This is a genomic window from Kluyvera georgiana, assembly GCF_050990895.1.
Taxonomy (GTDB): Bacteria; Pseudomonadota; Gammaproteobacteria; order Enterobacterales; family Enterobacteriaceae; genus Kluyvera; species Kluyvera georgiana.
Genome location: NZ_CP158865.1, coordinates 4747274 through 4769956, shown reverse-complemented (window position 1 = coordinate 4769956; position 22683 = coordinate 4747274). Strand labels below are relative to the sequence as shown.

The following is a 22683-nucleotide window of genomic DNA, read 5'->3' as shown; positions in this document are numbered from 1 at the left end:
GGCACGGATGACCCTGCCATACCATTCACAAATTAAGTTCGAGATTTACCCCGAGTTTAAGAACCCACACCATTATGAATCTTACCGAATTAAAGAATACGCCGGTTTCTGAGCTGATCACTCTCGGCGAAAATATGGGACTGGAAAACCAGGCCCGTATGCGCAAGCAGGACATTATTTTTGCCATCCTGAAGCAGCACGCGAAGAGTGGCGAAGATATCTTTGGCGACGGTGTGCTGGAGATACTGCAGGATGGATTTGGTTTCCTCCGCTCCGCAGACAGCTCCTACCTCGCCGGCCCTGATGATATCTACGTTTCCCCCAGCCAAATCCGCCGTTTCAACCTCCGCACTGGTGACACCATTTCAGGTAAGATTCGTCCGCCGAAAGAAGGTGAGCGTTACTTTGCGCTGTTGAAAGTTAACGAAGTTAACTACGATAAGCCGGAAAACTCGCGCAACAAGATCCTCTTTGAGAACTTAACCCCGCTGCACGCAAACTCTCGTCTGCGTATGGAACGTGGTAACGGTTCTACCGAAGACTTAACCGCTCGTGTCCTGGATCTGGCATCGCCGATCGGTCGCGGCCAGCGTGGTCTGATTGTTGCTCCGCCGAAAGCCGGTAAAACCATGCTGCTGCAGAACATCGCGCAGAGCATCGCCTACAATCACCCGGACTGCGTGCTGATGGTGCTGCTGATTGACGAACGTCCGGAAGAAGTGACCGAGATGCAGCGTCTGGTTAAAGGTGAAGTGGTTGCTTCTACCTTTGACGAACCGGCATCTCGCCACGTTCAGGTAGCCGAAATGGTTATCGAGAAGGCGAAGCGTCTGGTTGAACACAAGAAAGACGTTATCATTCTGCTTGACTCCATTACCCGTCTGGCACGTGCCTACAACACCGTGGTTCCGGCTTCCGGTAAAGTACTGACCGGTGGTGTGGACGCTAACGCCCTGCACCGTCCGAAGCGTTTCTTCGGTGCCGCGCGTAACGTGGAAGAGGGCGGCAGCCTGACCATCATCGCGACTGCGCTTATCGATACCGGCTCTAAAATGGATGAAGTTATCTATGAAGAGTTTAAAGGTACCGGCAACATGGAACTGCACCTCTCTCGTAAGATTGCTGAAAAACGCGTCTTCCCGGCTATCGACTACAACCGTTCCGGTACCCGTAAAGAAGAGCTGCTCACCACGCCTGAAGAGCTGCAGAAAATGTGGATCCTGCGTAAAATCATCCATCCAATGGGTGAAATCGACGCGATGGAATTCCTCATTAACAAACTGGCCATGACCAAAACCAACGACGATTTCTTCGACATGATGAAACGCTCGTAAAACGCGGTTTTCGCCGACAAACGCCACACAATTGTGTGGCGTTTTTGTTTTTAGGAGTTTCGCCGATGGGGTTCCGCTTTTTTTTCGCGGACAATTGCGGTTTCCGGCTACAATAATAGCTAGTTTGCAAAATCGGTTATAAATCAGGCGAGTTTCCCCAATATTCATCAGGCTTCCTCTTCTGATGCGTTGCTATCGTGGGTATACTTTCGCTATTAATATTCGCAGCGAGTATAAATTGTGAGTTTACTGACCGTCGGTACTGACTTGATCAGTATTTTTTTGTTCACCACCGTATTTCTTTTTTTCGCCCGCCGGGTGGCAAAAAAGATCGGTTTGGTGGATAGACCAAATTTTCGTAAACGTCACCAGGGGCTTATCCCGCTTGTGGGCGGCATCTCTGTGTATGCCGGGATCTGCTTAACCTTTGCGATCGCCAATTACTACATCCCTCACGCTTCCCTGTACCTGGCCTGTGCTGGCGTTCTTGTGCTGGTTGGTGCGCTGGATGACCGTTATGACATCAGCGTTAAAATCCGCGCCACCATTCAGGCGCTGATTGGTATCGTGATGATGGCGGTGGGGGGGCTCTATCTGCGCAGCCTTGGCTATATTTTCGGGTCGTGGGAGCTGGTGCTCGGCCCGTTTGGCTTCTTCCTGACCCTGTTTGCCGTCTGGGCAATCATAAACGCTTTCAATATGGTGGACGGCATCGATGGCCTGCTTGGCGGCCTGTCGAGCGTCAGCTTTGGCGCTATTGGCCTCATTCTGTGGTTTGACGGGCAGACCAGCCTCGCCATGTGGTGCTTTGCGATGATTGCCGCCATTTTACCTTACATCATGCTCAACCTTGGTGTGCTGGGACGTCGCTATAAAGTCTTTATGGGGGATGCCGGCAGCACGCTGATTGGTTTCACGGTCATCTGGATCCTGCTGGAAACCACTCAGGGGACGCACCATCCGATTAGCCCGGTTACCGCGCTGTGGATCGTCGCCATTCCGCTCATGGACATGGTGGCGATTATGTATCGCCGTCTGCGTAAGGGCATGAGCCCGTTCTCCGCTGACCGTCAGCATATTCACCATCTCATCATGCGTGCGGGGTTCACCTCTCGTCAGGCGCTGGTGCTGATTACGCTTGCCGCCGCGCTGCTGGCCGGCATTGGCGTGGCCGCCGAATACACTCGTGTTGTGCCTGAATGGGCCATGCTGATTTTGTTCCTGATGGCCTTTGGCCTCTATGGTTACTGCATCAAGCGGGCCTGGAAAGTGGCGCGTTTTATTAAACGCATGAAGCGCAGAATGCGTCGGAACAGTGAAAAGAATCCAAAATTAACCAAGTAAAACTGGGGTAGTAATGACACAACCATTACCGGAAGCACAGTTATCAAGTGCGGAGAATGAACTGGATATTCGTGGCCTGTTTCGCGCGTTGTGGTCGGGGAAACACTGGATTATCGGCCTTGCGGTGCTGTTTGCCGTTGTGGTGCTGATTTATACCTTTTTTGCCCGGCAGGAATGGAGCACCACGGCGATCACCGACCGGCCAACGGTCAACATGCTGGGCGGCTACTACTCGCAGCAGCAGTTCCTGCGTAATCTGGACGTTAAGGTTAACCCAACCACCACCACGCCGCCGTCGGTGATGGATGAAGTTTACAAAGAGTTCGTCATGCAGCTCGCCTCCTGGGACACCCGTCGTGATTTCTGGTCGCAGACGGACTACTACAAGCAGCGGATGGTGGGGAACTCTCGTGCCGATGCGGCGCTGCTCGATGAGCTGATTAACGACATTCAGTATATCCCTGGCGACGCGCAGAAGAGCGTTAGCGACAGCGTCAAGCTGACGGCGGAAACCGCGCCGGATGCCAATAACCTGCTGCGCCAGTACGTGGCGTTTGCCAGCGAACGTGCCGCGGGGCATCTGAATGATGAGCTGAAAGGCGCGTGGGCCGCGCGAACCATCCAGGTGAAAGCGCAGGTGAAGCGTCAGGAAGAGGTTGCTCAGGCGATTTTCAACCGCCGTCTGCACAGCATTGAAGCCGCGCTGAAAATTGCGCAGCAGAACAATATTACCCGTAGCGTCACGGATGTACCGGCCGATGAACTGCCGGATTCCGAGCTTTCTTTACTGGGGCGTCCGATGCTGCAGGCTCGACTGGAAAACCTGCAGGCCGTTGGCCCGACCTTCGATCTGGATTACGACCAGGCGCGTGCGATGCTGACGACCCTCAACGTGGGGCCGACGTTGGCGAAGAGTTTTCAGACTTATCGGTATTTGCGTACACCGGAGGAACCGGTAAAACGCACAAGCCCGCGCCGCGTATTCCTGATGGTGATGTGGGGCATTGTCGGCGCATTGGTTGGTGCTGGGGTGGCACTGGCGCGTCGTCGCACGCAGTAAATACCCATCAATGATGAAGGGCGATGGGCCTGGTTCATCTATAGAAGAGAATCGATGTGAAAGTTCTGACTGTATTTGGCACACGTCCGGAGGCGATCAAAATGGCGCCTCTGGTCCATGCGCTAGCAAAGGATCCTCATTTTGAGGCAAAAGTATGCGTCACCGCACAGCATAGGGAAATGCTTGATCAGGTGCTACACCTCTTCTCCATCGTTCCGGACTATGACCTCAACATCATGAGTCCAGGACAGGGTTTAACCGAAATAACCTGTCGTATTCTGCAGGGGTTAAAGCCTGTTCTGGAGTCGTTTAAACCGGACGTCGTGTTGGTGCATGGCGACACGACAACCACCGCCGCGGCAAGCCTGGCGGCCTTTTATCAGCGCATTCCCGTTGGCCATGTGGAAGCGGGGCTGCGCACCGGCGATCTCTATTCGCCGTGGCCGGAAGAAGCGAACCGCACGCTCACCGGGCATCTGGCAATGTATCACTTCGCCCCGACCGAAAACTCGCGGCAGAACCTGCTGCGTGAGAATCTGCCGGATAAGCGCATTTTCGTTACCGGCAATACGGTGATTGACGCGCTGTTCTGGGTTCGCGATCGGGTGCTGAATAATACCGCGCTGCGTAGCGATATGACGCAGCGTTACCCGTTCCTCAACAACGGCAAAAAGACGATTCTGGTTACGGGGCACCGTCGCGAGAGTTTTGGCCAGGGTTTTGAACATATTTGTCACGCGCTGGCGAAAATTGCCGCGGACAACCCGGATGTGCAGATTGTGTATCCGGTACACCTTAATCCGAATGTCAGCGAGCCGGTGAATCGTATTCTTGGACACATCGATAGCGTCATATTGATCGAACCGCAGGACTACTTACCGTTTGTCTGGTTGATGAATCACGCGTGGTTGATTCTCACCGATTCTGGCGGCATTCAGGAAGAGGCGCCGTCGCTGGGTAAACCCGTACTGGTGATGCGTGAAACCACCGAGCGTCCGGAAGCCATTGATGCGGGGACGGTCCGCCTGGTGGGCACAGATAGCCAACGTATTGTGGACGAAGTCACGCGCCTGCTGCGCGATGACGAAGAATATCAAAGGATGAGTCGGGCCCATAACCCCTACGGGGATGGCCGGGCATGTGAACGTATTTTGGCAGCATTAAAAAATAATCAGGTAACGTTATGAGTTTCTCAACCCTCTCGGTGATCGGTCTGGGCTATATCGGCCTTCCTACGGCGGCGGCGTTTGCCTCCCGGCAAAAGCTGGTTGTGGGCGTCGATATCAATCAACACGCGGTGGATACTATCAACCGCGGTGAAATTCATATTGTCGAACCCGATCTCGACAGGGTAGTGAAAACGGCAGTGGCGGACGGCTATCTGCGCGCGACCACCACGCCGGAAGCGGCGGATGCCTATCTGATTGCCGTGCCGACGCCGTTCAAAGGCGATCATGAACCGGATATGGTTTATGTCGAAGCGGCGGCGCGCTCCATCGCGCCGGTGCTGAAGAAAGGGACGCTGGTGATCCTGGAGTCCACCTCGCCGGTCGGCGCGACCGAGCAGATGGCCGGTTGGTTGGCCGAGATGCGCCCGGATCTGACTTTCCCGCAGCAGGTGGGCGAGCAGGCAGATATCAACATCGCCTACTGTCCAGAGCGCGTACTGCCGGGGCAGGTGATGGTTGAGCTGATTAAAAATGACCGCGTGATCGGTGGAATGACGCCGGTTTGCTCCACGCGTGCTAGCGAACTGTACAACATTTTCCTCGAAGGTGAATGCGTGGTGACCAATGCCCGCACCGCCGAGATGTGCAAGCTGACGGAAAACAGCTTCCGCGACGTTAACATCGCGTTCGCTAACGAATTGTCACTGATTTGCGCCGATCAAGGGATTAACGTCTGGGAACTGATTCGCCTGGCGAACCGCCATCCGCGCGTGAATATTCTTCAGCCGGGCCCGGGCGTAGGTGGCCACTGTATCGCCGTCGACCCATGGTTTATCGTGGCGCAGAACCCGGAGCAGGCGCGTCTGATCCGTACCGCGCGTGAAGTGAACGACCACAAACCGTTCTGGGTGATCGACAAGGTGAAGGCGAATGTGGCCGACTGTCTGGCTGCCAGCGACAAACGCGCCAGCGAGCTGAAAATTGCCTGCTTTGGTCTGGCATTTAAACCAAATATTGATGATCTGCGCGAAAGCCCGGCCATGGAGATCGCCGAGCTTATTGCCCAGTGGCACAGTGGCGAAACGCTGGTGGTGGAGCCGAATATTCATCAACTGCCGAAAAAACTCGATGGACTGTGCTCGTTAGTCTCGGTAGAGACGGCGTTAGCAACTGCGGATGTGCTGGTGATGCTGGTCGATCATGCCCAGTTTAAAGCCATCAGCGGCGACGCGATTGCCCAGCAGTTTATTGTCGATACTAAAGGAGTCTGGCGTTGAAACGTATCTTAGTTACCGGTGGCGCAGGCTTTATTGGTTCTGCTGTCGTGCGTCACATTATTAACCACACTGCAGATAGCGTGGTGGTGGTCGATAAGCTTACCTACGCCGGTAACCTGGCGTCTTTAGCGCCGGTCGCGGACGATGAACGCTTTGCTTTCGAGCAGGTGGATATCTGCGATCGTCCGGCGCTGGACCGCGTGTTTGCCCAGTACCGCCCGGACGTCGTGATGCACCTGGCGGCGGAAAGCCACGTCGATCGTTCTATCGATGGCCCGGCGGCGTTTATCGAAACCAACATTGTCGGTACCTACACGCTGCTGGAAGCCGCGCGCGCCTGGTGGTCTACGCTGGATGATGCGGGTAAAGCGGCGTTCCGCTTCCACCATATTTCTACCGACGAGGTGTACGGCGATCTGCATTCGACGGACGATTTCTTTACCGAAACCACGCCGTATGCGCCAAGCAGCCCGTATTCTGCGTCGAAAGCCAGCAGCGACCATCTGGTTCGCGCCTGGCTGCGTACCTATGGTCTGCCGACGCTTATCACCAACTGTTCAAACAACTACGGCCCGTACCACTTCCCGGAAAAACTGATCCCGTTGACTATTCTCAACGCCCTGGCGGGTAAGCCGCTGCCGGTATACGGCAACGGTCAGCAGATCCGCGACTGGCTGTTCGTCGATGACCACGCCCGCGCGCTCTATCTTGTCGCCACCACCGGCGGCATTGGCGAAACCTACAATATTGGCGGTCACAACGAGCGTAAAAATATCGAGGTGGTCGAGACGATTTGCGCGCTACTGGAAGAGCTGGTGCCGCAGAAGCCGCAGGGTCTTGCGCGTTACCATGACCTGATTACCTTTGTCGCCGATCGTCCGGGCCATGATTTACGTTACGCAATCGATGCAGCGAAAATCGCCCGCGAGCTGGGCTGGACGCCGGAAGAGACGTTTGAAAGCGGGATGCGTAAAACGGTGCAGTGGTACCTCGCCAACGAAAGCTGGTGGAAGCAGGTACAGGACGGTAGCTATCAGGGTGAACGCCTGGGTCTGAAAGGCTAAAACGCCCGGAGGAGGAAAAGCAATGAAAGGCATTATTCTGGCGGGTGGCTCGGGTACGCGTCTGCATCCGATCACTCGCGGCGTGTCGAAACAGCTGCTGCCGATTTACGATAAACCGATGATCTACTACCCGCTGTCGGTGCTGATGCTGGCGGGGATACGTGACATATTGATCATCACCACGCCGGAAGACAAAAGTTACTTCCAGCGACTGTTGGGCGACGGCAGCGAGTTCGGTATTTCGCTACAGTACGCTGAACAACCCAGCCCTGACGGGCTGGCGCAGGCGTTTATCATCGGCGAAACCTTCCTCAACGGCGAGCCGTCGTGCCTGGTACTGGGCGACAACATCTTCTTCGGCCAGGGCTTCAGCCCAAAACTGCGTCATGTGGCGGCGCGTAGCGAAGGGGCGACGGTCTTTGGTTATCAGGTGATGGACCCGGAACGTTTTGGTGTGGTGGAGTTTGATGACCATTTCCAGGCGCTGTCGCTGGAGGAAAAACCGAAACAGCCGAAATCGAACTGGGCGGTCACCGGGCTGTATTTCTACGACAGCAAGGTTGTGGAATATGCGAAGCGGGTGAAGCCATCCGAACGCGGCGAGCTGGAGATCACCTCTATCAACCAGATGTATCTGGACGACGGTAAGCTAACCGTCGAGCTGCTGGGACGCGGTTTTGCCTGGTTGGATACCGGTACTCACGACAGTCTGATTGAAGCGAGTATGTTTGTGCAGACGGTCGAAAAACGTCAGGGCTTTAAAATTGCCTGTCTGGAAGAGATTGCCTGGCGCAACGGTTGGCTCGACGATGAAGGCGTGAAGCGCGCTGCCGCCGGGCTGGCGAAAACCGGCTACGGTCAATATCTGCTGGAGCTGCTCCGTGCCCGTCCGCGCCAGTATTGAGCCACTGACGTGGGAGAATCAGTTTTTCGGTATCAATAGCGCCATTGTCCGCTTTGCCGACGATGCGCCGCTGCTGACTACCGAACGGCTGCAGGGTTGGTCGCGGCTGCAGGCGAAAATTGCCGCGCATCAGGTTGAGCAGCTTGATGCGCTGCAGTCGCTCGGCTTTCAGCTGGTAGAAGGCGAGGTCGATCTGGCGCTGCCCGTTACGCCGGTGAGCCGCTCGCAGGCGCAGGTGGCCAGCGAGTCGGATATCCCGGAATTACGGGCGCTGGCGGCGCAGGCGTTTGCCTTAAGCCGTTTTCGTGCGCCGTGGTATGCCTCCGACGCCAGCGCCCGCTTCTATGCTCAGTGGATAGAAAATGCGGTCAAAGGCACTTTCGATAACCAGTGCCTGGTGCTTCGCAACGAGAACGGTACTATCCGCGCGTTTGTTTCCCTACGAGAATTGAGCGCCTCCGATGCGCGTATCGGCCTGCTGGCCGGGCGTGGCGCAGGCGCAGAACTGATGCAGGCTGCGGTACGCTGGGCGTATACTCGCGGCCTATCGACGCTACGGGTGGCGACGCAAGCCGGCAACACCGCAGCACTTCAACGCTATATTCACAGCGGCGCTAATGTCGTCAGCACCGCGTACTGGCTATACAGGTGACACCATGATCCCATTTAACGCCCCACCAGTCGTGGGTACTGAACTCGATTACATGCAATCCGCGATGGGCAGCGGCAAGCTGTGCGGCGATGGCGGTTTTACCCGTCGCTGCCAGCAGTGGATGGAACAGCGCTTCGGTAGCGCCAAAGTTCTGTTGACGCCATCCTGTACCGCATCGCTGGAGATGGCGGCCATCCTGCTGGATATCCAGCCGGGCGACGAAGTGATCATGCCGAGCTACACCTTTGTCTCCACCGCCAATGCCTTCGTGCTGCGCGGTGCGAAAATTGTGTTTGTTGATGTGCATAAAGAGACCATGAACATTGACGAAACGCGGATTGAAGCGGCGATCACTGACAAAACCCGCGCCATCGTGCCGGTGCACTATGCGGGCGTGGCCTGCGAGATGGACACCATCATGGCGCTGGCGAAAAAATACAATCTGTTCGTGGTGGAAGATGCCGCGCAGGGTGTGATGTCAACCTACAAAGGCCGCGCGCTGGGTTCCATCGGTCATATCGGTTGCTTCAGCTTCCACGAAACCAAAAACTACACCGCGGGTGGTGAAGGTGGCGCAACGTTAATTAACGATCGCGCGCTGGTTGAGCGGGCGGAAATCATTCGTGAAAAAGGGACCAACCGCAGCCAGTTCTTCCGGGGTTTGGTGGATAAGTACACCTGGCGCGATATCGGCTCGAGCTACCTGATGTCCGATCTGCAGGCTGCCTATCTGTGGGCGCAGCTCGAAGCCGCCGATCGCATCAATCAGCAGCGCCTTGCGCTGTGGCAGAACTATTATGACGCGCTGCTGCCACTGGCCAACACCGGACGCATTGACCTGCCGGTGATTCCGCAAGACTGCGGCCATAATGCACACATGTTTTACATCAAGCTGCGCGACGTTGAAGACCGTAGCGCGCTGATTAACTGGCTGAAAGAGGCCGAAATTCTGGCGGTATTCCACTATATTCCGCTGCACTCCTGCCCGGCGGGCGAGAAGTTTGGCGAGTTCCACGGTGACGATCGCTTCACGACCAAAGAAAGTGAGCGCCTACTTCGTTTACCGCTGTTCTACAACCTGTCGCCGGTCGATCAGCGAACGGTGATCAATACGCTGCTGAGCTACTTCGCCTGATATGTCGCTGGCAAAAGCTTCGGTGTGGACCGCCGCGTCCACGCTGGTAAAAATTGGCGTTGGTCTGCTGGTGGTGAAGCTGCTGGCAGTGTCGTTTGGCCCCTCAGGCGTCGGCCAGGCGGGTAACTTCCGCCAGCTGGTGACCGTGCTCGGCGTGCTCGCCGGGGCCGGTATTTTCAACGGGGTGACAAAATTTGTTGCCCAGCATCACGACGATCCGGCGCGTTTACGGCAGGTCGTCGGCACGTCCTCAGCGATGGTGTTGGGGTTCTCGACGCTACTGGCAGCGATCTTCCTGCTGGCGGCGGCGCCGATAAGTCAGGGCCTGTTTGGCCATACCCACTATCAGGGTCTGGTACGGCTGGTCGCCCTGGTGCAGATGGGCATTGCCTGGGCGAACCTGCTATTGGCGTTGATGAAAGGGTTCCGCGATGCCTCGGGCAACGCGCTGTCGTTGATAGCCGGGAGCCTGATCGGCGTTGTGGCCTATTACGTCTGCTATCGGTTAGGCGGTTATGAGGGCGCGCTGCTGGGGTTGGCGCTGGTGCCGGCGCTGATTGTCATTCCCGCCGCGGTGATGTTGACCCGGCGCGGCCAAATTCCATGGGGGTATCTCAAACCGCAGTGGGATAATGCGCTGGCGGGTCAGTTGGGGAAATTTACCCTGATGGCGCTGATTACCTCGGTCACCATGCCAGTGGCCTACGTGATGATGCGAAACCTGATGGCGGCGCACTACAGCTGGGATGAAGTGGGGATCTGGCAGGGCGTCAGCAGTATCTCCGACGCTTATCTGCAGTTTATTACCGCTTCGTTTAGCGTCTATCTGCTACCAACGTTATCGCGCCTGGTCACGAAGCAGGATATTTCTCGCGAAATTGGCCGCTCGCTGAAGTTTGTCTTACCCGCCGTGGCGGCCGCGAGCCTGACCGTCTGGCTGCTGCGCGACTTTGCTATCTGGCTGCTGTTTTCGTCGAAGTTTATCGCCATGCGCGACCTGTTCGCATGGCAGCTGGTAGGCGATGTATTGAAAGTGGGCGCTTACGTTTTTGGTTATTTAGTCATCGCGAAGGCGTCGCTGCGTTTTTACATTCTGGCGGAACTGAGCCAGTTCACGCTGCTGACGGCGTTCTCGCACTGGCTGATCCCGGCGCACGGCGCGCTGGGGGCGGCGCAGGCCTATATGGCGACCTATATTGTTTATTTCACGCTCTGTAGCGGCGTATTTTTAATTTGGCGTAAACGGCAATGACCGAACTGATACACATCCTGGGATCGGATATCCCCCATCATAACCAGACGGTGCTACGGTTTTTTACCGATGAGCTGGCCGCAGAGCCTGCGCACGCCCGTCAGTTTATGGTGGTCAGCAAAGATGACGGTCTGGAGGCCGCGTTTCCCTCGCTGATGATTGCACGCTACGCCGATAAATCGGCGTTGGCGAAAGCCGTGGTGGCGAAGGCGAAAGCCAATCGCCAGCAGCGATTCTTCTTCCACGGCCAGTTTAATACCGGTATCTGGCTGGCGCTGCTGAGCGGCGGCCTGAAGCCGTCGCAAGTCAGCTGGCATATCTGGGGGGCCGATCTGTATGAAGTCTCGCGTGGCTTGAAGTTCCGCCTGTTCTATCCGCTGCGCCGGATGGCACAAGGCCGCGTAGGACGGGTGTTCGCCACCTGCGGCGATCTGAGCTATTTCGGTAATATTCACCCGCAGGTCCCCGGCGAACTGCTCTATTTCCCGACGCGGATGGATCCGGCGCTGAATTCGCTGGCGGATCCCACGCCGCGAGAAGGTAAGCTGACTATTCTGGTGGGCAATTCAGGCGATCGCAGCAACGAACATATTGCCGCGCTGAAAGCGGTACATCAGCAGTTTGGCGACACGGTGAACGTGATCGTACCGATGGGCTACCCGGCCAATAATGAGGCTTATATTGCTGAGGTAGACAGCGCTGCGCAGGCGTTGTTTAGCAAAGAAAATGTGCAGATTCTGCGCGAAAAGATGGAATTTGACGCCTATCTTGCCCTGTTGCGCCGCTGCGATTTGGGCTATTTTATTTTTGCGCGCCAGCAGGGTATTGGCACGCTGTGCCTGCTCATTCAGGCGGGGATCCCCTGCGTGTTGAACCGCCAGAACCCGTTCTGGCTGGATATGGCCGAGCAGAATATTCCGGTGTTGTTTACCGACGACGCGCTCACCGAGCTGGTGGTGCGTGAAGCCCAGCGTCAGCTGGCGCTGGTGGACAAAAACGCCATCGCCTTTTTCAAACCTAACTATCTGGCGCCGTGGCATCGGGCGCTGCAACTGGCGGCAGGGGAGGCGGTATGAGCGAAATGCAGTTTACTGGATTGTTCGTCGTCTGGCTGCTGTCGGCGCTGTTTATCGGCACCCTGACGTGGTTTGAGTTTCGCCGCGTGCGCTTTAACTTCAACGTTTTCTTCTCGTTGCTGTTCCTGCTGACTTTCTTCTTCGGTTTCCCGCTGACCTGCACCCTGGTGTTTCGCTTCGGGGTCGGCGTTTCGCCGCCCGACGTATTGCTGCAAACGTTGCTGATTTCGGTTTGTTTCTATGCGGTGTACTACGTCACTTACAAAACCCGGCTGCGCTCGACCAATGCGGCGGTGAAACGCCGTCCGCTGTTTACCATGAACCGGGTTGAGACGCATATAACCTGGGTGTTGCTGATGGGGCTTGCGCTGTTGACGGTTGGCACGTTCTTTCTGCATAACGGTTTTCTGCTGTTTAAGCTGCACTCCTATAGCCAGATTTTCTCCAGTGAGGTTTCCGGGGTCGCGCTTAAACGCTTCTTCTACTTCTTTATTCCGGCGATGCTGGTGGTCTATTTCCTTAAGCCGAGCTTTAAAGCGTGGATTGGCTTCCTGATTGCTACCGTGGCCTTCGGCCTACTGACCTACGCCATCGTTGGCGGCACGCGGGCAAATATCATTATCGCTTTCGCTATCTTCTTGTTTATCGGCATTATTCGCGGCTGGATTTCGCTGTGGATGCTGGTGGCGGCGGGCGTGCTGGGCATCGTTGGTATGTTCTGGCTGGCGCTCAAACGCTATGGTATGAACGTAAGCGGCGATGAAGCGTTTTACACCTTCCTCTATCTTACGCGCGACACCTTCTCGCCGTGGGAGAACCTGGCGCTGCTGCTGCAAAACTACGATAAGATCGACTTTCAGGGCCTGGCGCCGATGGTGCGCGATTTTTACGTCTTTATCCCCAGCTGGCTGTGGCCATCGCGCCCGAGCATCGTGCTGAATACCGCCAACTACTTTACCTGGGAAGTGCTCAACAACCACTCAGGCCTGGCGATTTCACCGACGTTGATTGGTTCGCTGGTGGTGATGGGCGGCATGTGGTTTGTGCCGCTGGGCGCTGTCGCGGTGGGGCTGATTATCAAATGGTTTGACTGGCTGTATATGCTGGGTAACCAGGAGCCCAACCGCTATAAGTCGGCCATCCTGCATAGTTTCTGTTTTGGCGCAATCTTCAACATGATCGTGCTGGCGCGCGAAGGGCTGGATTCTTTCGGCTCTCGCGTCGTTTTCTTTATGGTTATCTTTGGCTTCTGTTTGCTGATGGCGAAATTGCTGTACTGGTTGTTTGAGAGCGCGGGGCTTATCCATCAGCGGTTAAGACGCCTTTCGCACGTTGGAGAAGGATAAAATGGCTGACTTACAGACCGCGCCGACTTACACCTTACGCGGGATTAACCTTATCGGCTGGCGCAATATGCAACACGCGCTGGACTATCTGTATGCGGATGGCAATCTGAAGCAGGGCACGCTGGTGGCGATTAATGCTGAGAAGATGCTGACGCTGGAAGATAATGCGGAAGTGCGGGCGCTGATTAATGACGCTGAGTTTAAATATGCCGATGGTATCTCGGTGGTGCGATCCGTTCGTAAGAAATACCCGCAGGCCGATGTGTCGCGCGTGGCGGGGGCTGACCTGTGGGAGGCGCTGATGGCGCGTGCGGGCGCAGAAGGGACGCCGGTGTTTCTGATTGGCGGTAAGCCGGAGGTGATGGCTGAAACCGCACAAAAACTGCGTCAGCAGTGGAATGTTAATCTGGTGGGGACCCAGGATGGCTACTTCACCGCCGAGCAGCGTCCCGCGTTGTTTGCACGTATCCGCGACAGCGGAGCGAAGATTGTGACCGTGGCAATGGGCTCCCCTAAGCAGGAAATCCTGATGCGCGACTGCCGTCAAGTCTATCCTGGCGCGCTCTATATGGGCGTGGGCGGCACCTATGATGTCTTTACCGGCCAGGTCAAGCGCGCGCCGAAGGTGTGGCAAAACCTGGGGCTGGAGTGGCTTTATCGCCTGCTCTCTCAGCCGAGTCGCATCACGCGCCAGCTGCGCCTGCTGCGCTATTTACGCTGGCATTACACCAATAACCTCTGAATATTCCGCGTATTATCGGCAATGAATCACGCATTTCCTGCGTGATTCATTCACAACCTCGATACGTTATCCCTCATTTATATTTGCCATTTGTGTGAATTTGTTAAACCATTCGCATGCCCTGATGACATATCCGTATTCCTACGGATATGTCCACATCCGAAAGACATCTTTTTTCTATAAAAAATAAAACCGGCATCGACCGGATAGATATGCAAACACAAGAGGATCTATGGCAGAGAATAAACCGGAGCTCCAGCGCGGTCTGGAAGCCCGTCATATTGAATTGATTGCCCTTGGCGGCACCATTGGCGTCGGCCTGTTCATGGGCGCGGCAAGCACCCTGAAGTGGGCCGGACCGTCGGTGCTGCTGGCCTACATTCTGGCCGGGGTCTTTGTTTTCTTCATCATGCGCTCGATGGGCGAAATGCTGTTTATCGAACCGGTCACCGGCTCGTTCGCCGTTTACGCGCACCGTTATATGAGCCCGTTCTTCGGCTACCTCACCGCCTGGTCATACTGGTTTATGTGGATGGCGGTCGGGATTTCAGAAATCACCGCGATAGGCGTGTACGTGCAATTCTGGTTTCCGGAAATGGCGCAGTGGATCCCCGCGCTGATTGCCGTGGGGCTGGTGGCGCTGGCTAACCTGGCGGCGGTGCGCCTGTACGGGGAAATTGAATTCTGGTTCGCGATGATTAAGGTCACCACCATTATCGTGATGATTGTCATTGGTCTAGGCGTGATTTTCTTTGGCTTTGGCAACGGCGGCACCTCCATCGGTTTTAGCAACCTGACTGAACACGGCGGCTTCTTCGCGGGCGGCTGGAAGGGCTTCCTGACGGCGCTGTGTATCGTTGTGGCCTCCTATCAGGGCGTAGAGCTTATCGGTATGACGGCCGGTGAAGCCAGGAACCCGCAGGTGACCCTGCGCAGCGCGGTAGGCAAGGTGCTGTGGCGCATCCTGATTTTCTACGTGGGCGCGATTTTCGTTATCGTCACTATCTTCCCGTGGAATGAAATTGGCACCAACGGCAGCCCGTTTGTGTTGACCTTCGCCAAAATTGGTATCACCGCGGCAGCGGGCATTATCAACTTCGTGGTACTGACTGCAGCGCTGTCTGGCTGTAACAGCGGAATGTACAGCTGCGGGCGCATGCTCTACGCGCTGGCGAAAAACCGTCAGCTGCCTGCGGCGATGGCTAAAGTGAGCAAAAGCGGCGTACCGGCGGCTGGGGTGAGCGTGTCGATTGTTATCCTGCTGATTGGCTCCTGCCTGAACTACATCATTCCTAACCCGCAGCGCGTGTTCGTCTATGTCTACAGCGCCAGCGTGCTACCGGGGATGGTGCCGTGGTTCGTTATCCTGATTAGCCAGCTGCGTTTTCGGCGCGCACATAAAGCGGCGATTGCCAGCCATCCGTTCCGGTCAATTATGTTCCCGTGGGCCAACTATTTGACCATGGCGTTCCTGATTTGCGTGCTGATCGGTATGGGCTTCAATGACGATACCCGTATGTCGCTGTTTGTGGGCGCCCTGTTTTTGGCCATCGTGACCGTGGTTTATAAGGTTTTTGGTATGGGCAAGGGCGTTGAAGTGCAAAAAGTGCAGAAATAAGCAACAAAACGCACAAACCATGAGCAAACGATAATTTTCTTTAAAAAGGCACTAGACAGCGGGGTAGGAAGTCCGTATTATCCGACCCCGCAACGGCGCTAAGCGCCCGTAGCTCAGCTGGATAGAGCGCTGCCCTCCGGAGGCAGAGGTCTCAGGTTCGAATCCTGTCGGGCGCACCATTTACCCGGTGCTGGAGCTGCGGTGGTTTTTTTAAGACCGCGTAAAAGATTTGCAGTGGTGGCTATAGCTCAGTTGGTAGAGCCCTGGATTGTGATTCCAGTTGTCGTGGGTTCGAATCCCATTAGCCACCCCATTATTTGATAGAGTTGTGAATTTGCGAAGGTGGCGGAATTGGTAGACGCGCTAGCTTCAGGTGTTAGTGTCCTTAGGATGTGGGGGTTCGAGTCCCCCCCCTCGCACCACGACTTTAACGAATTGAACTAAAAATTCAAAAAGCAGTATTTCGGCGAGTAGCGCAGCTTGGTAGCGCAACTGGTTTGGGACCAGTGGGTCGGAGGTTCGAATCCTCTCTCGCCGACCAATTTTGAACCCCGCTTCGGCGGGGTTTTTTGTTTTCTCCGTTCCGCGCACATTTCTGAATTTCTCACCATGCGCAAAAAACGCCCCTTTCGCTGAGTGACGCTTCACTATGATGAAGCCTTCCCGTGCATAAGGAAGGCGAGATAATGCCCCAACAGATTCCAATCCGCGCGTTTCACGCGATGGCCAAGCCCAGCGGCTCTGACTGCAACCTCAACTGTACCTACTGTTTTTATCTTGAGAAACAAGCGCTCTATCCCGACGCAGGTTTACGTATGAGTGATGAGACGCTGGAGGCATATATTAAAAACTATATTGCCGCCGTTGAAGCGCAGGCAGAAGTGGCTTTTACCTGGCAGGGTGGCGAACCGACGCTGCTGGGGCTCGACTTTTATCGTCGCGCGGTGGCGTTACAGGCAAAATATGGCGCGGGTCGACGTATCAGCAACAGTTTTCAGACCAACGGCGTGTTGCTGGATGACGAGTGGTGCCTATTTTTCCGCGAACAGCATTTTTTAATCGGCCTGTCGCTGGATGGCCCGGCGGAGATTCACAACGCGTATCGTCTGACAAAAGGCGGCAAGCCCACGCACAAGCTGGTGATGCGCGCGCTGGCGCTACTGCAAAAGCATGGTGTTGATTACAATATTCTGGCCTGCGTGAACCGGCAAAGCGCACAGCAACCGCTTAACGTGTATGATTTTCTGTGTGAATCCGGAGCGGAATTCATCCAGTTTATCCCGGTCGTCGAGCGGCTGGCCGCCTCGCGGGAAGCCAGCGCGGGTCTATCCCTGCATGGGCCAGGCACTGCACAGGCTGCCGAAGGCATCACGGCCTGGTCCGTTCGCCCGAAAGCCTACGGCGAGTTTCTTACCGCAATTTTTGACCGTTGGATTCAGCGCGACGTCGGTAAAGTTTTCGTGATGAATATTGAATGGGCCTTCGCCAACTTTGTCGGCGTGCCCGGTGCGGTGTGTCACCATCAGCCCACCTGCGGGCGCTCAATCGTCGTTGAGCACAATGGTGATGTTTATGCCTGCGATCACTATGTCTACCCTGAATTCCATCTCGGCAATATCCATCAGCACAGCTTTGCGCAGATGATTGATACCCCTGAGCAGGAACAGTTCGGTCGGGATAAATTTACCCGCCTGTCGGAGGCCTGTAAGCAGTGTGAAGTGCTGAGAGCGTGCTGGGGCGGCTGCCCTAAGCATCGCTTTATACCCACGGAGGGCGGCGAGCAGAACTACCTGTGTGAAGGTTTCCGCCACTACTTCCGCCATTTGCCTCCCTATCTGAAAGCGATGCGTGACCTTCTTGCCAGCGGTCGTCCGGCCAGCGATATCATGAAGGCGCAGCTGGTATTCCCGTCGCACAAATAAAAAACCCGCCGGAAATTGCTCCGGCGGGCTGAATCAGTGCGGCTCTCAGAGCTTGATTTGGACTTTTGGCGGATATTTTTTCAGGATAGCCATGTAGTCATGGACTTCAGTCTGTAGCGGCACGCCCATCGGGATATGGCGGACGCCGACGGATTCGCGTTCTTGTGGGTCGGTATAGAGATTAAAGATCATGGTTCCTGCCGTCTGCATCACCGCGCCAGTGAAGCCGCCCTGATAGCCGGTTTGGGTAAAGGCATACGGTTGTTGAATGAGCAGATGATACTTGAACTCATCGATACGCACGGCGGAGAGCTGGCCGTTCAGGAAGTAGTGTTCCGCCTTGCGGTTTGACTGGCCGTTAGTGCCGAGAAAGAATGAGGACTGATCGACTCCGTCGATGAAGGTGGTTGTGGGTACCAGTTTAGAGACTTCCGCTCCCGGTTTACCGGCCAGCGCCAGCGCCGTTGGGAACAGATCCGCCAGATCGACGATACCGTCGGACTTACGCGGCTGGATCATCCCTTTCCAGTAAACGAAGGTCGGTACGCGAACGCCGCCTTCCCAGGTGGATCCTTTTGCCCCGCGGAACGGCGTGCGACCATGCGGTGGGACTTCCGCTTCCGGACCGTTATCGGAGGTGAAGACGATCAGCGTATTATCCAACTGACCGTTTTTCTCCAGCGTTTTATACAGGTTGGCGAACACATCGTTCATTTCAACCATGCAATCGCCATAGGAGGTTCGCGCCGGTGAACTCCCCGCATATTTGGCGTTAGGGTAGTTGTCGAAGTGGCAGCCGCGCGTACCGTAGTACAGGAAAAAGGGCTTATCGCTTTTCGCCATTTTGTTGAGGAAGTCTACGCCGTACTGCATCCAGCGCTGGTCGAGATCCTCCATATATTTCGGCGTAATATCGGCAATGGCTTCCTGTTTACCGCCTCGTACCGCGTGAACGTCATCTTTGCTGAACGGCAGATTTTTAATGTACTCGGTGCGCGATGGGCTGAGCGCCACCTCTGGATTCACGTTGACGTCACGCCACTCGGTATACATATCGGAGACCGAGTTAAACCCGCGGAAATCATCAAAGCCGACGTTTTGCGGCTGCGAGCCCTCATTTTCGCCCATGTGCCATTTACCGATGGCTTGGGTGACATAGCCCCGATCGTGCAGCAATTGCGGTAGGGTGGTTAACCCTTCCAGCCCACCTGGCATGCCATACATCGGGGGCATCAGGATCCCGTGATGTACTGAGTATTGACCGGTCATGATGGTGGCGCGTGTGGGAGACGAGCTCGGCTGTGAGTAAGCCGAAGTCAGAATCAACCCCTGGCTGGCAACGGCATCAATATCCGGAGTCGGGTTACCAACCGCGACGCCGCCGCCGTTAAAACCCACATCCATCCAACCTACGTCATCGAGAATGAAGATGATCACGTTAGGTTTTTTGCCGGTTTTTTTCTCGATGTCGGCCAGCTTTTGCTGCGCCTCTTTATTCTGCTCGGGGTGCATCATCACCGGCATCATATTGTCGGCAATGGTCGTGGCTTTTTTTACCAGATATTGGTTGGGATGATCGTAACCGGAAAAACCTTCCCGTGCCGTCGCAATAGCAGGGGAATCTGTTGCGCTAGCGAGCGCGGGAAGTGCTGCCATAACGGCGATGGCAAGCAGCTTGGGAGAAAAAGATAAATCCATTATATAATCTCCATGAAGTATATATTTCTATTAAATAAAATTGAGCATTCTGGTGCATTGTTCAGGTGAATAGATGTGGGTAATAATAAAATATATAAATATTAATGAGATAGTTGAAGCGAGAGGGGAATTCACCTGGCAAGGATCTTATATCTGATATTTTGATGATGTAAATGCTGCCAGGCAGGATATGTGAAATGAACGTGAGGGTTAAATGTTACTGAATCTTCGGAGATAAATATTGTGAATAATGTTTAATGAGCCATTTTTATTTATTATTTTGTTTTGAGTTTATTTATCTCACTCGGTACAAAGCTGAATCTCTGGTTTTTCCCGCAGTGTCGTATTCCAGACGTTGAAAAAGAACGATATTTTTTTGTTACGGAAGGTTTTTTCCCCTGGGATCCTGTGACATAATGCGCCGCGTAGATGCTCATTCCATCTCTTATGTTCGCCTTGTGCCTCATAAACTCAGGAATGATGCAGAGCCATTGACGGTGCTTATCGTCCACTGACAGATGTCGCTTTTGCCTCATCAGACACCATGGACATAACGTTGAGTGAAGCACCCATTAGTTGTCGAATTAAACCTGTATTAGCGCCTGCTCCCACAAAGAGCAGGCGTTTTTTTATGGGTAAAAAAAGAAAAGGGGCCATTCGGCCCCTTTTTGCTAGCGCGTAGATTATGCTGGCGGGTTATTCTGCAGCGTCAGCATCAGTCCATCCCGGCGCATAGCCGCGGCTTCTTCCGGCTGCTTCAGACGGTCGAGCGTATCCGCGAGCCAGGCATAATCGAAGGCATCCGGACGCTGTTTAAGCGCGGCGCGAAACGCCAGGCTCGCTTCCTGCCACTCGCCGTGCTTCATCAGCGACTGGCCCAGCGTGCTCCACAACAGCGGGCGATCGCCCACGGTTTTTATCTGCTGGCGCAGCAGTTTTTCCATCTGCTCCGGGTTATTGGTGTGCAGACGCGGAATGAGCATCACCAGGCGATCGTCATATTGACGCTTCAGGCCGTCGATGATGATCTGCTGTGCGGTGTCATGATCGTCGCACTCAATCAGGTGATCCGCCATGGCGACCTGCAGGGCCACCTGATGACGCGTTTTACGGCTTTGATTCTTCCACCAGTCACGCAGCCCTTCGCTACCCTGGTCGGCGCGCACCTGGTCCATCAGCCCAATCCACGCCTGCTGCTCCAGCGCTGCGCGATGGGCGTCATCGCCGACGTTGGCTTTCGCCATTGATGGGATGATATCCAGCAGCGAACTCCAGGCCCCGGTTTGAATATAGGCCTGCTCGGCCAGACGCAGGACTTCCGGATGGCGCGGGGCGACTTCCAGCAGCTTATCAATACTGTGGCGCGCCGCGTGGGTTTCATGACGCGCCAGCTGTAGACGGACGCGTGTAATCTCAACCGGGATCAGATCGTTACCGGCATTTTCCGCTGCACGCTGTAGGTGCTGATTAGCGCGCGCTTCGTCACCGCGCTGCTGCGCAGCTTCGGCCGCCAGCAGGTAGTTGACCACCGGCTGTTCCGCGTGATCGGCATTTTTCGACATCAGCTTTTCAACCTGCTGATAGTCGCCTTCCGCCAGTTTCAACAGCGCCTGCTCGGTCTGCTTGCGTGCGCGACGACGTTTGCGACCCACAAACCAGCCGCGGGTATGGGCGCTGGTACGGAAAATGCGGCGCAGAATCCATTCCAGCGCGAACAGGACCACCATGATCATAATCATGATGATGACAAACCAGGTGACGCTGGTTTCAATGTTGTATGTATCGGTCTGAATCAGCACGTAGCCCTGATGGCCGGCCATCATCGGGCCAAGCACCACGCCGGCAATCAGCACTGCAAAGAGTAATAAGACTTTAAGCATCGATTACTCTCCTTGTGCTGGCACTGGCACTGGCGCTGGCTCTGCGGCGGCCGGTTGCTCCGCCGTAGGCTGAGCGACAGCGGGCTGCGCCATCAGGTTACGCACGCGGGTCTGCATCAGCTTCTCCAGAATCGGCTGGCTTTGCAGGGTGTCCGGAACGTCCATGGCGATACTCTGCTGGCTGAGTTGATCGATGTCACTCAGGAACGTTTTCGTGGCGGCGTCATCGGTATCATAGTAGGCGCGTACCCAGGTCGAGACGTTATCCAGCGCCTGCTTGTAGGTTTCCTGCTGATGACGCGGCACGGCCTGCGAGGCGGCCAGCAGCTGAGCGCGGAGGTTCTCGCGCAGGTAGATCTCCTGGTTCGGCGCCAGCAGCGGCACGGCGGTCTCGTCGCGGCGGCGAATGGTAATAAAGCTGTCCATAAAGTTCTGCCAGCTTTTTTGCAAATTGACGCGCCACTCGCTGAGCGAAGCCGACAGTTCACCATCGTCGCTGTCCATCGGCGAATCGTCGGTATTGTTGTCCGCCAGACGCAGGTTATCCACCTGATTGGCCAGTTGGTTCACCTTCAGAATGATGCCGTCGAAATCAACCTGCGACACGGCGGAGAGGCTGGCGATATCTTCGGTAATCGCCCGGCGCGCGGTAATCAGACTGGGGTCGTTCATGTCCGCGAGGCTGGCATCCGCGCTTTTCAACAGAGCCGCGGCAGTGGTCACGTCCTGGTCGCTCCACAGCTTGCGCCCGGCCAGCTTCACCAGGAAATCGGCCTGGGCCAGCAGCCAGGTTTTTGAATCGGTGCCGGAGATGGCGGCCACTTTCTGCTGCACTTCATCCAACTGTTTGGCCATTTCGCTCTGCTGGGCTTTCGCCGCCTCAAGCTGCTCGGCCTGCTGTTTAATGGTGGTTTCCAGCGCCTCTTTCTGCGCATCCTGCGCTTTTTGCAGCGCGATGAGCTGGTTGGCGAGGGTATCGCTGGTGGTGGATTGGTTGACGGCCTGCTGTTTGCCCCAGCCGTACAGGCCGACGCCCGCCGCCAGTGCGATCGCGATAGCAACGGCGCTCAGCACCAGACTGGTTTTCCCGCCGGTATTTTTCTTCTCAGCATTTTCTGGCTTACGGACCTCGGGTTGCGGCGTGGTATTCACGACATCCCCGGATTCTTCAACCACGGCGGAGTTTTCTTTTTGTTCCGTCATTATGGCT

General features: G+C 55.5%; 18 protein-coding genes and 4 tRNA genes. 19 read left to right on the top strand and 3 right to left on the bottom strand.

Annotated elements, in window-relative coordinates; translation table 11 throughout:
• Positions 1-74: 74 nt before the first annotated feature.
• The 19 genes from rho (at position 75) to ABTW00_RS22470 (ending at position 17895) form a co-directional block, all read left to right on the top strand.
• Positions 75-1334, top strand: a complete 1260-nt coding sequence (gene rho, locus ABTW00_RS22560) for a transcription termination factor Rho (RefSeq protein ID WP_035895778.1) — start codon at positions 75-77, stop codon at positions 1332-1334.
• Between the two features lie 240 nt (positions 1335-1574).
• Positions 1575-2678 (top strand): UDP-N-acetylglucosamine--undecaprenyl-phosphate N-acetylglucosaminephosphotransferase, encoded by a 1104-nt coding sequence (gene wecA / locus ABTW00_RS22555; protein ID WP_064546398.1) that lies wholly within the window; start codon positions 1575-1577, stop codon positions 2676-2678.
• Positions 2679-2691: 13 nt separating this feature from the next.
• On the top strand, positions 2692-3738 hold the full coding sequence (gene wzzE, locus ABTW00_RS22550; RefSeq protein ID WP_065357490.1) for an ECA polysaccharide chain length modulation protein: 1047 nt from the start codon (positions 2692-2694) through the stop codon (positions 3736-3738).
• Between the two features lie 56 nt (positions 3739-3794).
• Positions 3795-4925 carry a non-hydrolyzing UDP-N-acetylglucosamine 2-epimerase gene (wecB, locus tag ABTW00_RS22545; RefSeq protein ID WP_074416839.1) on the top strand — a complete coding sequence of 377 codons (1131 nt, stop codon included), beginning with the start codon at positions 3795-3797 and terminating at the stop codon, positions 4923-4925.
• Positions 4922-6184, top strand: a complete 1263-nt coding sequence (wecC, locus tag ABTW00_RS22540; protein WP_433637736.1) for a UDP-N-acetyl-D-mannosamine dehydrogenase — start codon at positions 4922-4924, stop codon at positions 6182-6184. Before wecB ends, wecC begins: the two co-directional genes overlap by 4 nt.
• A complete protein-coding gene (gene rffG / locus ABTW00_RS22535) occupies positions 6181-7248 on the top strand; it encodes a dTDP-glucose 4,6-dehydratase (protein ID WP_064546406.1) in 1068 nt (355 codons plus the stop codon). Before wecC ends, rffG begins: the two co-directional genes overlap by 4 nt.
• Positions 7249-7270: 22 nt before the next feature.
• Positions 7271-8152 carry a glucose-1-phosphate thymidylyltransferase RfbA gene (gene rfbA, locus ABTW00_RS22530; protein WP_064546408.1) on the top strand — a complete coding sequence of 294 codons (882 nt, stop codon included), beginning with the start codon at positions 7271-7273 and terminating at the stop codon, positions 8150-8152.
• Positions 8130-8804 carry a dTDP-4-amino-4,6-dideoxy-D-galactose acyltransferase gene (gene rffC, locus ABTW00_RS22525; RefSeq protein ID WP_433637734.1) on the top strand — a complete coding sequence of 225 codons (675 nt, stop codon included), beginning with the start codon at positions 8130-8132 and terminating at the stop codon, positions 8802-8804. Before rfbA ends, rffC begins: the two co-directional genes overlap by 23 nt.
• A 4-nt stretch (positions 8805-8808) precedes the next feature.
• Positions 8809-9939, top strand: coding sequence for a dTDP-4-amino-4,6-dideoxygalactose transaminase (gene rffA / locus ABTW00_RS22520; protein WP_065357486.1), 1131 nt, complete (start codon positions 8809-8811; stop codon positions 9937-9939).
• A 1-nt stretch (position 9940) separates the two neighbouring features.
• The gene (gene wzxE / locus ABTW00_RS22515; protein WP_433637731.1) at positions 9941-11191 is read left to right on the top strand and encodes a lipid III flippase WzxE; all 1251 of its coding nucleotides are present in this window, start codon (positions 9941-9943) and stop codon (positions 11189-11191) included.
• Complete coding sequence (locus ABTW00_RS22510) at positions 11188-12267, top strand: TDP-N-acetylfucosamine:lipid II N-acetylfucosaminyltransferase (protein ID WP_433637729.1); 1080 nt, start codon at positions 11188-11190, stop codon at positions 12265-12267. Before wzxE ends, ABTW00_RS22510 begins: the two co-directional genes overlap by 4 nt.
• Positions 12264-13613: an ECA oligosaccharide polymerase gene (gene wzyE / locus ABTW00_RS22505; RefSeq protein WP_433637727.1), complete on the top strand. Its 1350-nt coding sequence runs from the start codon at positions 12264-12266 to the stop codon at positions 13611-13613. Before ABTW00_RS22510 ends, wzyE begins: the two co-directional genes overlap by 4 nt.
• A 1-nt stretch (position 13614) precedes the next feature.
• Positions 13615-14355, top strand: coding sequence for a lipopolysaccharide N-acetylmannosaminouronosyltransferase (wecG, locus tag ABTW00_RS22500; RefSeq protein WP_064546421.1), 741 nt, complete (start codon positions 13615-13617; stop codon positions 14353-14355).
• A gap of 232 nt (positions 14356-14587) precedes the next feature.
• Complete coding sequence (thrP, locus tag ABTW00_RS22495) at positions 14588-15973, top strand: bifunctional threonine/serine APC transporter ThrP (protein WP_064546423.1); 1386 nt, start codon at positions 14588-14590, stop codon at positions 15971-15973.
• A 102-nt stretch (positions 15974-16075) separates the two neighbouring features.
• A tRNA-Arg gene (locus tag ABTW00_RS22490) sits at positions 16076-16152 on the top strand.
• A 58-nt stretch (positions 16153-16210) separates the two neighbouring features.
• Positions 16211-16286: transfer RNA gene (locus ABTW00_RS22485), tRNA-His, on the top strand.
• 23 nt (positions 16287-16309) lie between these two features.
• Positions 16310-16395, top strand: a tRNA-Leu gene (locus ABTW00_RS22480).
• A 42-nt stretch (positions 16396-16437) separates the two neighbouring features.
• Positions 16438-16514, top strand: a tRNA-Pro gene (locus ABTW00_RS22475).
• 145 nt (positions 16515-16659) lie between these two features.
• Positions 16660-17895, top strand: a complete 1236-nt coding sequence (locus ABTW00_RS22470) for an anaerobic sulfatase maturase (RefSeq protein WP_433637725.1) — start codon at positions 16660-16662, stop codon at positions 17893-17895.
• A 45-nt stretch (positions 17896-17940) separates the two neighbouring features.
• Here the strand turns inward: ABTW00_RS22470 and ABTW00_RS22465 are convergent, their stop codons facing one another.
• From ABTW00_RS22465 to hemX, 3 genes are all read right to left on the bottom strand, one after another.
• Positions 17941-19593, bottom strand: coding sequence for an arylsulfatase (locus ABTW00_RS22465; protein WP_064546427.1), 1653 nt, complete (start codon positions 19591-19593; stop codon positions 17941-17943).
• A gap of 683 nt (positions 19594-20276) precedes the next feature.
• Positions 20277-21473: a protoheme IX biogenesis protein HemY gene (gene hemY, locus ABTW00_RS22460; protein ID WP_433637723.1), complete on the bottom strand. Its 1197-nt coding sequence runs from the start codon at positions 21471-21473 to the stop codon at positions 20277-20279.
• 3 nt (positions 21474-21476) lie between these two features.
• On the bottom strand, positions 21477-22676 hold the full coding sequence (gene hemX, locus ABTW00_RS22455) for a uroporphyrinogen-III C-methyltransferase (RefSeq protein ID WP_433637721.1): 1200 nt from the start codon (positions 22674-22676) through the stop codon (positions 21477-21479).
• Between the last annotated feature and the right edge of the window lie 7 nt (positions 22677-22683).